Origin of the sequence: Azospirillum sp. RU38E, assembly GCF_900188385.1 — a bacterium.
Classification (GTDB): Bacteria; Pseudomonadota; Alphaproteobacteria; order Azospirillales; family Azospirillaceae; genus Niveispirillum.
In genome coordinates this window covers 127,051-138,628 of record NZ_FZOI01000016.1, presented here as the reverse complement: position 1 = coordinate 138,628, position 11,578 = coordinate 127,051, and the positions used below count along the sequence as shown (strand labels likewise).

Here is an 11,578-nt window from a genome sequence, read left to right as displayed (position 1 = left end):
CCGGGGGCATGCCCCCGGTCCTGAACGCCCCTCAACCCCAATACCAAACCAGAGGCCTCTACTTATAAACGGTGACAATTAGGGGAGCAGGTCACCCCGACCCGTCGACCCGCCTGTTCAGCGCCAGCAGCATTTCCACCGTGGAAGCCGGTCAATTGCTTACGGGGCTGACCTTGACGGTTGGTGGCGTCAGCGATGGCAACCAGGAAATTTTAACCATCGGTGGGCAGGCAGTCGCCCTGACGGATGGCAACAGTGTCGGTGGCACCGGCAAGCCCACCATTGCGGTTTCCGTCAATAATGGTCTTGCTAGTGTGACCATTCATTTTGCCCAGAGGGTCAGCGCGGCGGACCTCGCCAGTCTGGTCGATGGCATCACCTATGCCAACCAACTGGGCAGTTTTGGCGAGGGGACGCTGACCCTGTCAGTCACCCTGACCGATCAGGCCGGCAATCGCGGTCCGGTCGCGACGGGCATGGCGGCGATTTTGCAGTCAACGCCCGGTCCGATCACGCCGGAACCGGAGTCTTTGATTGACGGGGCCAAGGTGACGGGCAGCACGGATACCCGTCCGGATGGCAGCACCACCACCAAGGTTGTGATTGAGGCGCCCCCCCCTGGCCGTCAGGAAGATCCGACCACACCCAACAGCACGGCCGCCGACATCCCGGTGGTGCGTGAGCAGGTGATCAACCCCCAAACGGGGCAGATGCAAACGGTGACCACGCTGATGGTCAGCGTGCCGAACGGGGTCAGCGTCACCAGCAGCGGTCCGGGCAGCTGCACCGCCCCCGGTCGGTCGCTGCTGGAGCTGTTCAGTGAAATTGAAGCCCGGACTACCACCGATGACAGTTCCCGGACTGATCTCAGTGGTGGTGGGACTGGCTTCCTTTCCAGCGTTGGCGGCGACACCAAGCTGCTGGTGCGCAGCATCGATATTGGCGGTGCAGGCGGTACCACGTCGATTACCGGCAACAGCGCCACCGAAGATCAGCCCATCGCCCTGGTTCTGGACAGCAGCGCTGCGCAGGGGCCCATCACCATTCAATTGGACAATGTGGCTTTTGCGGCCGTCATTGGTGCGTCCACCATCGTCGGGGGTGCCGGATCGCAGGTGGTTTATGGTGATAATGCCAGCCAGACAATGATCCTGGGGCCGGTCGACGATGAGTTACATGGCGGCGGCGGCAACGATACGGTCGCGCCCACCCTGGGCGATGATCGCCTTTTTGGCGATGCCGGCGATGATGTGATGAATGGCGGTGTCGGTGACGATTGGCTGTGGGGCGGTGCCGACAACGACCTGATTGGTGGCGGTGAGGGCAACGACCATGGCTTCGGCGGTACCGGCAATGACACGCTATTCGGTGAGGCCGGAAACGATGTGCTGGCCGGCGACGAGGGTAATGACACGATCGATGGCGGTTCCGGCAACGATACCTTGTTCGGTGGGGACGGCAATGACTGGCTGCATGGTGGCAGCGATGCCGATACACTGTCAGGCGGTGCCGGCGATGACACGGGCCTGGGCGGTCACGGCAATGATACAATATTCGGTGAGGCTGGAAACGACGTACTGTCCGGGGAGGCGGGCAATGACACGCTGATGGGCGGTGCCGGGGATGACCTGATGAATGGCGGTGCCGGGGACGATCTGATCTTTGCCGACGGTGGCAAGGACACGATCTGGGGCGGAGAAGGCCGTGACACCTTCGCCCTGGGAGCCGCCTCCGGTGGTGCGATCATTGCCGATTTCGAAATCGGCAATGATCATCTGGCACTCTACGATAGCAGCGTCAATCTGGGGAGTGTCATCGCCACGGCACGCGTCGTGGATGGCAGCACGCTGCTGGATATGGGTGATGGACAAATCGTCACGATCCTGGGTCGGACCGGCGATGTCGCTAGCTGGTTCTTAGTTCCTGAGGGTGCATGAGCCATGGCCTTCCAGCTGCTGTCGGGTAATTCCCGGCAGCAGCCTGGGGGAGCAGGTCTTCCCAAACAGCGCTGGAGCCTGGATTTCGGGTCGGATGCGTTCAGCCCGGATTTGTCACCGGCTGCTGGCATATTTTCAGATTTATTTTTGATAACAATCACTTATACCAACCCGCCTAAAGGTTGACCTTTAGGCGGGTTGGAGGCCGGCGACTGCCGGCCCGCGCCACATGGCGCGCAAGACAAGCTGCCGGATGGCAGCGCCCGGCGTCTGAGGGAACGAAAAATCTCCCTTGATCGGTCACCATCAAGGGAGATTGGTATTACTTGGCGCGGGCGGCCTGCAGGTTTTCGTCCAGCTTGGCCAGGAAGTCCTGGGTGGTCAGCCACTTCTGTTCCGGCCCGATCAGGGTGGCCAGATCCTTGGTCATGTAGCCATCTTCCACCGTGGCCACGCAGACCTTTTCCAGGGTCTTGGCGAAGTCGACCACGTCGGGGGTGTTGTCGAACTTGCCGCGATAGGTCAGGCCCTGGGTCCAGGCGAAAATGCTGGCGATCGGGTTGGTGGAGGTGGGCTTGCCCTTCTGATGGTCACGGAAGTGACGGGTCACGGTGCCGTGGGCGGCTTCCGCTTCCACCGTCTTGCCATCGGGGGTCATCAGAACGGAGGTCATCAGGCCCAGAGAGCCGAAGCCCTGCGCCACCAGATCGGACTGCACGTCGCCGTCATAGTTCTTGGCGGCCCACAGGAAATTACCGGACCACTTCAGGGCAGACGCCACCATGTCATCGATCAGACGATGTTCATAGGTGATGCCGGCGGCCTGGAACTTGTCGGCGAATTCGGCTTCGTACACTTCCTGGAACAGATCCTTGAAGCGACCGTCATAGGCCTTCAGAATCGTGTTCTTGGTGGACAGGTACACCGGATAGCCGCGCAGCAGGCCGTAATTCATGCAGGCGCGGGCAAAGCCGCGGATGGATTCATCCACGTTGTACATGCCCATGGCAACGCCCGGCCCGTCGAAATCGAACACGGTGTGGCGGATATTGCTGGTGCCGTCAGCGCTGGTGAAGGTGATGGACAGGCGGCCAGCGCCCGGCACCACAAAGTCCGTGGCCTTATACTGGTCACCGAAGGCATGGCGACCGATGACGATCGGCTGGGTCCAGCCGGGCACCAGACGCGGCACGTTCTTGCAGATGATCGGCTCGCGGAAGACGGTGCCGCCCAGAATGTTGCGGATGGTGCCGTTGGGCGACTTCCACATCTGCTTCAGGTTGAATTCCTTCACCCGCGCTTCGTCGGGGGTGATGGTGGCGCATTTCACGCCCACGCCGTAATGCTTGATGGCCTCGGCGGATTCGATGGTGATCTTGTCATCCGTCTTGTCGCGGGCTTCCACGCCCAGATCGTAATACTTCAGATCGACGTCAAGGTACGGCAGAATCAGGCGGTCCTTGATGAACTGCCAGATCACGCGGGTCATTTCGTCGCCGTCGAGTTCCACGATCGGATTGACGACTTTGATCTTCGACATGGAAGCGCTCTCCCAGGGTTCAAGAGGGCGGACCTGTTATCTGGTCCGCCCGGCGGGGGCCAATAAAGCCTATTTGCAATAACGTCGCAACAGCCCCGCAACCGGTAACTTTCGTTCAAGGGGCGGGGCTGGCCTGCGGTATCATCAAATCCGCGCCGTCTGCGCCTCGCGCATCGGGGTCGGCTGCACCGACAATAGCGGCAGGATCGATTCCACGTCATTGACGATCTGATACAGCTGGCTGCTGGCACCCGGCAGGTTGGGTTTGCGCATGAAGCCGGTGGCCTGCATATGGTCCATCAGGGCCAGCAGCGGATCCCAGAAGCCGTTGATATTGACGATGATCACCGGCTTGGCGTGCAATTGCAGCTGACGCCAGGTGATGATCTCGAACATCTCGTCCAGGGTGCCGATGCCGCCCGGCAGCACGATGAAGGCGTCGGAACGCTCCACCATCATGCGCTTGCGGGTATGCATACTGTCGACCACATGCAGCTCGGTCAGGCCGGTATGGTCTACCTCGAACTTCTGGATATGGTCGGGGATGATGCCGATGACACGGCCGCCGGCAGCCAGGGCGGCATCGGCGGTGATTCCCATCAGGCCGACATTGCCGCCGCCATAAACGATCTCCAGCCCGGCGGTGGCCAGCAGATGGCCAGTTTGTTTCGCCGCCTGCTTATAGGCCTCATCCACATAATTTGATGAACCGCAGTAAACGCAGACGGAACGGATATTCGACATGATCAACGCATTTCCCTGACGACGGATACCGGTGATGGGCCCGTAAAAGCTGGTGTTGACGGCAGATGCCGGAATGGATGCTGGCGGCACTCTGTCACGCCATAAAGGATGGGTAAACCCGCAGCTTGTTCCCAATGTGGCTTTCTTGCCTCTTGCGGTTATGGGGCGGTACCAACAAATTGCGGGGGCGGATGTGCTGCGGTGCATCCACTGACCCCCATCCGGGACGCCGCCTTATCCTATGGCGCCGGCCCGGCGCCAGGATGACAGGAGAATCGAATGAAGCGTATTCAGGGCTTGCTGATCGCCGGTTTTGTGGCTGCCGGTGTGCTGTCGGCCGGCGCCGCCGTCGCTGCACAGGACCCGCTGGCCGTGGTTGACGCGCGCAAGGCCGAGCTGAAGAAGGCCGGCGGCGCCATGAAGGCCATCGGTGCTTTCCTGAAAGAGGGCAAGGGCACCGTCGCCGACGTGCAGGCCGGCGCCGCCACCATCGACGGCGTTTCCAAGGCCTTCCCCGGCTGGTGGCCGACCGGCACCGCCATTGGTGTGGGGGAGAGCGAAGCCAAGCCCAACATCTGGGAAAATATGGATGATTTCAAGGCCAAGACCGTGGCGTTCCAGACCGCTTCCGCCGAACTGGTGACGGCTGCTGCGGGTGGTGACAAGGCCGCCATCGGTGCGGCCCTGGGCAAGGTGGGCGGCACCTGCAAGGGCTGCCATGAAACCTACCGCAAGTGAGCCTATGCCGTCCCCCTGCCAGGGCTTCGGCAGGGGGACGGCATAGCCTGCGCAGGCGGCGGTGCTTCACGGCTTCCGCCGCCTTTCGACATGATTCTCCAGTGGGATAAGGCCATGGGCCGGAACAAGGACAAGACCGCTGTTACCCGCAGGGTCGTGGTGTGGGATTTGCCGGTGCGCCTGTTCCATTGGTCGCTGGTGTTCTGTATCGCTGCGGCCTGGTGGTCGGCCGAAAATGATGCCATGGATTGGCACATGCGCTTTGGCTATGCCGTGCTGGCGCTGGTGCTGTTCCGGCTGATCTGGGGGCTGGTGGGCAGCCAGACGGCGCGGTTCAGCCAGTTTGTGCGCGGGCCGGCTGCCATTCTGGCCCATCTGCGGGAACTGGCGGCACCCGGTCGCATGGCGGCCCATGCTGGGCATAATCCGCTGGGGGCGCTGGCGGTGATCGGGCTGCTGACCGTGGTGACTGTGCAGGCTGTGACCGGCCTGTTCACCAGCGACGGCATCATGGTGGACGGGCCCTTGGCGGGGAAGGTCAGTGGCGCAACATCCGCCCTGATGCGCACGATCCACAAAGGCAATTTCAATCTGTTGCTGGCCATTGTCGGCCTGCATATCGCCGCCATCTTGCTGTATGCCGGGTTGAAGCGGCTGGATCTGGTGCGGCCGATGGTGACGGGACGGGCGGCTTTGCCGGCGTCGGAGTCGGCGCCACGGATCGTTTCGCTTTTCCGGGCGTTTATGGTAGCAGCCATAGCGACCGCCGCCATCTGGGCCCTGATCAGCTTTGCCTGATCCAGGGCTTCCCGCATGATTGCGAGAAAGGTTCCACTGCCCGTGAATCGCAAACAGCTTCTGATCCCCGCCGTCATTGTCGCCGTTGCCGCCATCGGCGCGGGGTCCTTCTATCTGCAGGGCCAGCGGGGCGACAAAGCCGCCCCCGGCGCGGCCAAACCGGCGGCAAGCGCCCCGGCGGCGCTGCCTGCCGGCCCCACCTTTGACGTGGTCCGGGTGGAACCGGCGGGCAATGCCGTCATCGCCGGCCGCGCCACACCGGGGCAGAATGTGCGCATCCTGGATGGCGACAAGCTGTTGGGCGCTGTCACGGCCGATGCGCGCGGCGAATGGGTGTTCCTGCCCCCCGATCCGCTGTCGCCGGGCGCGCGTGAATTACGGCTGGAGGCCGTGGGGCCGGATGGCACGGTAACCGCCGGCCTGGGAACGGTGGTGCTGGCGGTGCCGGAGAGCAACCGCGATCTGGCGGGCCGTCGCCAGGATGGCACGGGCGATGCCCTGGCGGTGCTGACCGGTCCGCAGGGTGACAGCCGCGTCTTGCAGAAGCCGCGCGGCGCCGGTGGCGACGGTGCGCCCCGCCCGGCGGGTGAGGTGACGATTGACACCATTGATTACGACCGCGGCGGCCGCGTCACCGTTGGCGGCCAAGCCAAGGCCGGGTCGGAGGTGATGCTCTATGTGGAAAATAACCTCATCGGCCGGATACAGGCCGACGATGCCGGCCGCTGGTCACTGACGCCGGATCGCGGGCTGGAAAATGGCCGCTATAGCCTGCGGGCCGATCAGGTTCTGAATGGCGCCAAGGTTGCCAGCCGGGCAGAGGTGGAGTTCGACAAGAAACCTCTGCCGGAAAATATGGCCGGTAACCGTGCCGTTGTGGTGGTTCCCGGCAATAATCTTTGGACCATCGCCCGCCGCTCTTATGGCGAAGGACCGCGCTATACGATGATCTTCGAGGCGAACCAGGGCCAGATCCGCGATCCGGACCTGATCTATCCTGGCCAGATTTTCATGATGCCGGATAATAAATAGAACGTTTCCGAAAAGAGAAAATCCCCCTGGTCATACGCGCGCCCCTGTCTTATCGTCAGCCGGGTGTCCGTTGACGTAAAGGGGAGGGGCGCTTGCGGCATTTCTGGTTCGTCCTCGGGCTTGTCCTGTGCCTGTTGGGGTTGTTCATGCCCCTGCTGGAGCTGTTCAACCTGATGCCCGACCGGCTGTCGCCCGCGACCGTCCGCCTGGAGCGGGAAGATGGGCAGGTTGCCGCCGTGGTCCGGCATATCCAGACGGGGGAGGATGCGGCCCTGCGCGGTGTGGTGCCGCCCGCCCTTTGGGAACAATTATCCCCCGTTCTGCCCGCCCTGCGCGATGCGCTGCCAGCGGCCCCCGTGGAACAGCGGTTGCTCTCCGCCCATTGGGGGCAAAACCTTGCCATAACTTATGAACTGAAGGGGGCCGATGGACGCCATGCCCTGCTGAATATCGTTTTGGAACGGGGGGAGACGGCGCGTCTTCTGGGAATTCAGGTCAACCCGCTGAAAGCGCCCCTGGCAGAATTGAACCGTTTCCATCTGAACGGCCTCAGCGGGGAGCATTATGTGCTGTTGGCACTGATGCTGGTGATCGCTGCGGTTAAGGTGGTGGCATTGACGCTGATGTGGCGCTGCAAGGTTTTGCGGTTTCGCTGGCTCTGGACCCTTTTTGTCTGTGCCGGCCTGGGGTTGGTGACGATGGATTGGGCGGGCAACCTCAATCTGCATCTGCTGATGGCGGGCATCATGACGGAGGGCTTTCAAAAGCCGGTGCTGTATCTGCCCTGGTCGCTGAAATTCGCCCTGCCGGTGGGGGCGGCCATATTCCTGATCCTGCGGCTGATCTGGCGGGAGGATCAGGCGTTGGCGCAGCCCCTGGCACCGGTAAACACCCCTCTCAGCACGTAAGGAGGGGCGCCCTTTTAACTGCTATAGGCATTCACCCAGCGCGCGCAGATAGGGGCGGGCTTCCTGCAGGAACTGCACGGTTTCATACATCAGGTCGGCCAGGGTCATGGCGCCCTCAACCTCCACCTGCCCCAGCACCAGAATCTTCTGCTTTTCATCGACGATGAATTTGGCGCGGTCCAGCCCGTTGGTGGCCCGCAGCACCGTCATCAGCCGCGCCCGCTTCTGCGGCGATTCGATGGAATAGGGCAGATAGCCCACCTCTGCCCAGATCTGGAACACCGTATGGTCTTGCCGGGGCATCAGGCTGACATGAAACATCAGCCCGTCCAGGAAGAAGTGATGGCGTGAACTGACGCTTTCCCGATTGACGGTGACACCACCGTCATCATCCATGCGCAGTGTACCGGGGGCGATGGGCAAGCCCCTCTCCACCTCATGTACCAGCTTGGCAACCGTCTCAAGCGCCTGTGACAAGGGGACTCTCCCTCTGCCGCCCCCAAATTGGGGGGAACCTGTCCATGGGTGAATTCGATATAGGGGACAAGTCCCCCGGTCCAGTGAATTATCATAACGATAAAGCCCTGGTTTAAAAAGACGAAGCGCAGGCTTCGCCTTCTCCTCATGCGCTGGCATAGTGGCAGAGAATAATTAACCAACCGTTGCATCAGGGAGCGAAGACGAGCGGCCATGGTCACCTACCCCGATCTTACCGATCTGCCGGAGGAGGTGGCGGCGGCCGTGGTGCGGCTGGTACGGCTGGTTAACCAGATGCGTCATCGCTACCCGGACCTAGACCGTTTCGCCCTGTCGGTGGAAAATGATGTTGATCTGCGGGCGGCCGTCATTGTCAGCCGGCATATCGAGAAACATTGCCGGGATTTTGAGCTGCTGCTCTCGCCCTGGGACGGCAGCCGGCTGATGGAGACGATGCAGGCGCAGGGGCGGATGGGGGAGCCATCGCCCCTGCGCCGACGCAAGGATCCGGACTGAACCTGACCGGGCCGCCCTTACTGATCGTCGCCGCCGCTGCGGTCATTGGCGATATCATCGGCCAGTTCCGCCGCCATTTCGGCGAACAGGTCGGCATCGGCCTGCACGCCATTGGCCTCGCAGATGCGCATGAAGACGCGGTAGCCGTGCAGAATCGCCACATCCATGGCCGCCTGATCGCCTTCTTCGCTGTAGCGATCCTTGATGCCCTGTTCTTCCAGCGTGCCGAGCACATCCATCTCGGCGGCTTTCAGGACGGCTTCCATCGCCTGCTTGTGAAGACTGGACATGATATTCCCCGTGAACCAATAGAAACGCGGCCGCGCCCCGTCCCCGGAGCATCGGCCGCCAGCAGATAATCAATAGCAGTTTTGTGACCGTATGACCGCTGAAGGCTTTTCAGTGCAGCTAGGCACTGCCTTCAACGGTTGCCCGGTCAGTGGCGGCGCGGGCCACCCGGACGGCGCGGCGGGCCACCGGCGGGCGGCGGGCCGCCGGCGCGTTCATCCTTGTGACGGAAGGTAATGCGCCCCTTGTTGAGGTCATAGGGGGTCATTTCCACCGTCACCCGGTCACCCGCCAGGGTGCGGATGCGGCTTTTACGCATTTTGCCGGCCGTATAGGCGATGATCTCGTGGCCATTTTCCAGCGTCACGCGAAAACGGCCATCCGGCAGGGCTTCCTGAACGGTGCCCTCAAACTCAATGAACTCTTCTTTGGCCATCTGGCCTCTCCTTGCAACGGCGGCGGCAGCACTGATCGGGCCGCTGCCGCCTGTCTGATCCATGTACAAAGCCAATCGGGGCGCGCAGGCTCCCCGCCTGTGCACCCTTTGCGAAGGGCTTCCATTACGTTGTCCTGGCGCCGGCCTGGGGCCGGACCGCATCAGTTACGCAGGTTGAGCGCGACCGTCTTGCCGGTGCGCCGGTCCTTCTCCACGTCGAACTGCAGCCACTGGCCTTCCTTCAAGGTCGCCAGACCGATGCGCTGAACGGACGAGATATGGACGAAAATATCAGGGCTGCCATCTTCCGGCGTGATGAAGCCATAGCCCTTGATGCTGTTGAACCATTTGACCGTGCCCGCGGGCATTTTTGGCAATCTCCCCTTGAGGTTCCCGACTGTCGGCTACAGCGGGAACGGGGCCGGTTGCCATGCCGGCCGGTCCAGAAGCAGGAACGACGGCGGCAAGATGGCGCTTTGGCCGGCCGAATGCAAGCGGCGGGCCTGTCATGGCACCCATCGGCAGCACCATTCTCCCCCTCAACGGACGCGGGCCGGTGTTGCCACCAGCGGCACCACATTGGCGGCAAGGGTCAGACCGTCCGGCTGGTCCAGATATCCCAGATCGGCATTCATCGCCCAGGAACGGGCGATGTGCAGCAAGGGGATGGTCGGCAATTCCCGCATCACCAGGGTGCTGATCTGGCGGGTCAGGGCGGCGCGTTCCGTCTTGTCCTCCGTTGCCATCGCCCGTTCCACCAGCCCATCCAGTTCAGCGTTGGAATAGCCCTGGGAATTCCCGGCCCCCGTTCCCCGTGCCGAATCACGGGTCGCCAGCGTATCGCGCGTCTGTTGAACCAGATCGCCATCGAACATGACTCGTCCGAGCATCATCATGTCGTAATCGCCCGATTCCAGCAGCCCGGGCAGCGCTTCGGAGGGAACATCGCGGATATCAACCTGGACCCCGGCCAGCCGCAGATAGCGGGCCACCCCATCCGCCACCCGGCGGAAGGTGGGGGGTGTGGTGATTTCTAGTTTCTGCGGCAGGCGGGTGCCCGGCGGCGGGGTGGGCAGTTCCTCCCGCAGGCCGGGATAGGCCGGGTCGTCCGGCGGCAGGGGCTGGAACGCTGGCAAGGCCAGCCCCCCCATCAGCCGGTCCGCCAACCCGCGCCGATCAATGGCGGCAGAAATCGCCTGACGGACGGCGGGATTGTCCAGGCTGACAGCGCCCGTGCGTTTGCGTGTGTTGGGCAGCAGGAACAGGGTACGGCTGATACCACCGGTGACGATTCTGGTATTGGGATGCTGATCGAAGAAGCTGGTACTTTCCAGCGGCGGGCGGTTGATGATGTCCACCTTGCGGCTGATCACCGCCCGCGCCCGCTCCGCCCCCTCAGGAATGGCGATCATTTCCACCCGGTCCCAGGCGGGCGCTTCCCCCCAATATCCTGGATAGCGTTGCAGAACGGCCGAAGTGCCTGCCTTGAACCCGGTCAGGCGATAGGGGCCGCTGCCCGGAACACGCCCGGCATTGAAATCTGCTGCCTTATATTGATTCGTCGGTGGGCAGCCTTCCGCGGCATAATCCCCCCGCCAGCCCGGCGGCGCGCCGATGATGGCCAGACGCGACAACTGGCGGGGCAGGTTGGACATCGGGCTGCGCGTGTCGATCTGCACCCGGTTCTGTCCCACCGCCTGTGTTTTCAGGATATTATAGATCAGCCCCTGCAGCTGGCCTTCCAGACGGGCCAGCCGACAGAAGGTGAAGGCCAGATCTTCCGGTCCCAGCGGATGGCCATCATGGAAGCGCACATCGCTGCGCAGGGTAAAGCTCCAGCGGGTCGGCCCTTCGCGTCGCCATTCCTGCGCCAGAACGGGTTTGATCCGGTCGTCGCCATCCCACATCACCAGCGGTTCGAAGATATGGAAGGCCAGCGTATGACTGGAGGGGGCGGCGATGGCGTGTGGATCGGCGCTGGCCGCAACAAAATCCAAACCAATGCGCAGAGATGTCTCTGCGCTGGTGCCAAAGGCGGGCAATGCGGACAAAAGGCTGATGAAGACCAGCAGAAGCTGGTCTATACGGCTGGTCTTTCCTGGCATGGCCGGATATTGCGTCCTCCCCATTTGCGATCATGACTTGTATTGGGGCGCTGTGCCAG

At 62.5% G+C, this 11,578-nt stretch carries 14 protein-coding genes; 7 read left to right on the top strand and 7 right to left on the bottom strand.

From position 1 onward, the window contains the following. Window positions 1–155 precede the first annotated feature (155 nt). Both CHB97_RS20790 and CHB97_RS26160 read left to right on the top strand, forming a co-directional pair. Window positions 156–1,937: a calcium-binding protein gene (locus tag CHB97_RS20790; RefSeq protein ID WP_089289928.1), complete on the top strand. Its 1,782-nt coding sequence runs from the start codon at window positions 156–158 to the stop codon at window positions 1,935–1,937. 3 nt (window positions 1,938–1,940) lie between these two features. Next, window positions 1,941–2,123, top strand: coding sequence for a hypothetical protein (locus CHB97_RS26160; RefSeq protein WP_143271084.1), 183 nt, complete (start codon window positions 1,941–1,943; stop codon window positions 2,121–2,123). A 136-nt stretch (window positions 2,124–2,259) separates the two neighbouring features. Here CHB97_RS26160 and CHB97_RS20785 read toward each other — a convergent pair whose 3' ends face one another. Both CHB97_RS20785 and CHB97_RS20780 read right to left on the bottom strand, forming a co-directional pair. After that, complete coding sequence (locus tag CHB97_RS20785) at window positions 2,260–3,477, bottom strand: NADP-dependent isocitrate dehydrogenase (protein ID WP_089289927.1); 1,218 nt, start codon at window positions 3,475–3,477, stop codon at window positions 2,260–2,262. Between the two features lie 144 nt (window positions 3,478–3,621). Further along, window positions 3,622–4,221, bottom strand: a complete 600-nt coding sequence (locus CHB97_RS20780; RefSeq protein WP_089289937.1) for a TIGR00730 family Rossman fold protein — start codon at window positions 4,219–4,221, stop codon at window positions 3,622–3,624. A 279-nt stretch (window positions 4,222–4,500) separates the two neighbouring features. Between CHB97_RS20780 and CHB97_RS20775 the strand changes: the two genes are divergently transcribed. The 4 genes from CHB97_RS20775 (at window position 4,501) to CHB97_RS20760 (ending at window position 7,697) form a co-directional block, all read left to right on the top strand. Beyond that, window positions 4,501–4,959 carry a cytochrome c gene (locus CHB97_RS20775; RefSeq protein WP_089289926.1) on the top strand — a complete coding sequence of 153 codons (459 nt, stop codon included), beginning with the start codon at window positions 4,501–4,503 and terminating at the stop codon, window positions 4,957–4,959. 114 nt (window positions 4,960–5,073) lie between these two features. After that, window positions 5,074–5,757 carry a cytochrome b/b6 domain-containing protein gene (locus tag CHB97_RS20770; protein WP_089289925.1) on the top strand — a complete coding sequence of 228 codons (684 nt, stop codon included), beginning with the start codon at window positions 5,074–5,076 and terminating at the stop codon, window positions 5,755–5,757. 42 nt (window positions 5,758–5,799) lie between these two features. Then, window positions 5,800–6,789 carry a LysM peptidoglycan-binding domain-containing protein gene (locus CHB97_RS20765; protein WP_089289924.1) on the top strand — a complete coding sequence of 330 codons (990 nt, stop codon included), beginning with the start codon at window positions 5,800–5,802 and terminating at the stop codon, window positions 6,787–6,789. A gap of 146 nt (window positions 6,790–6,935) precedes the next feature. Continuing rightward, window positions 6,936–7,697, top strand: coding sequence for a hypothetical protein (locus CHB97_RS20760; protein ID WP_143271081.1), 762 nt, complete (start codon window positions 6,936–6,938; stop codon window positions 7,695–7,697). Window positions 7,698–7,718: 21 nt separating this feature from the next. On the opposite strand, the gene CHB97_RS20755 is transcribed toward CHB97_RS20760, so the two are convergent. Next, window positions 7,719–8,174: a hypothetical protein gene (locus tag CHB97_RS20755; RefSeq protein ID WP_089289922.1), complete on the bottom strand. Its 456-nt coding sequence runs from the start codon at window positions 8,172–8,174 to the stop codon at window positions 7,719–7,721. Window positions 8,175–8,387: 213 nt separating this feature from the next. Here CHB97_RS20755 and CHB97_RS20750 point away from each other — a divergent pair, with 213 nt between their 5' ends. Next, entirely contained in the window at window positions 8,388–8,690 is a 303-nt protein-coding gene (locus CHB97_RS20750) for a hypothetical protein (protein WP_089289921.1), read from the top strand. Window positions 8,691–8,707: 17 nt separating this feature from the next. On the opposite strand, the gene CHB97_RS20745 is transcribed toward CHB97_RS20750, so the two are convergent. From CHB97_RS20745 to CHB97_RS20730, 4 genes are all read right to left on the bottom strand, one after another. Then, window positions 8,708–8,980: a hypothetical protein gene (locus tag CHB97_RS20745; RefSeq protein WP_089289920.1), complete on the bottom strand. Its 273-nt coding sequence runs from the start codon at window positions 8,978–8,980 to the stop codon at window positions 8,708–8,710. A 146-nt stretch (window positions 8,981–9,126) separates the two neighbouring features. Continuing rightward, complete coding sequence (gene infA / locus CHB97_RS20740) at window positions 9,127–9,414, bottom strand: translation initiation factor IF-1 (protein WP_089289919.1); 288 nt, start codon at window positions 9,412–9,414, stop codon at window positions 9,127–9,129. A gap of 161 nt (window positions 9,415–9,575) precedes the next feature. Further along, on the bottom strand, window positions 9,576–9,782 hold the full coding sequence (locus CHB97_RS20735) for a cold-shock protein (protein WP_089289918.1): 207 nt from the start codon (window positions 9,780–9,782) through the stop codon (window positions 9,576–9,578). A gap of 171 nt (window positions 9,783–9,953) precedes the next feature. Further along, window positions 9,954–11,519, bottom strand: coding sequence for an ABC transporter substrate-binding protein (locus CHB97_RS20730; protein WP_160106097.1), 1,566 nt, complete (start codon window positions 11,517–11,519; stop codon window positions 9,954–9,956). Window positions 11,520–11,578 lie beyond the last annotated feature (59 nt).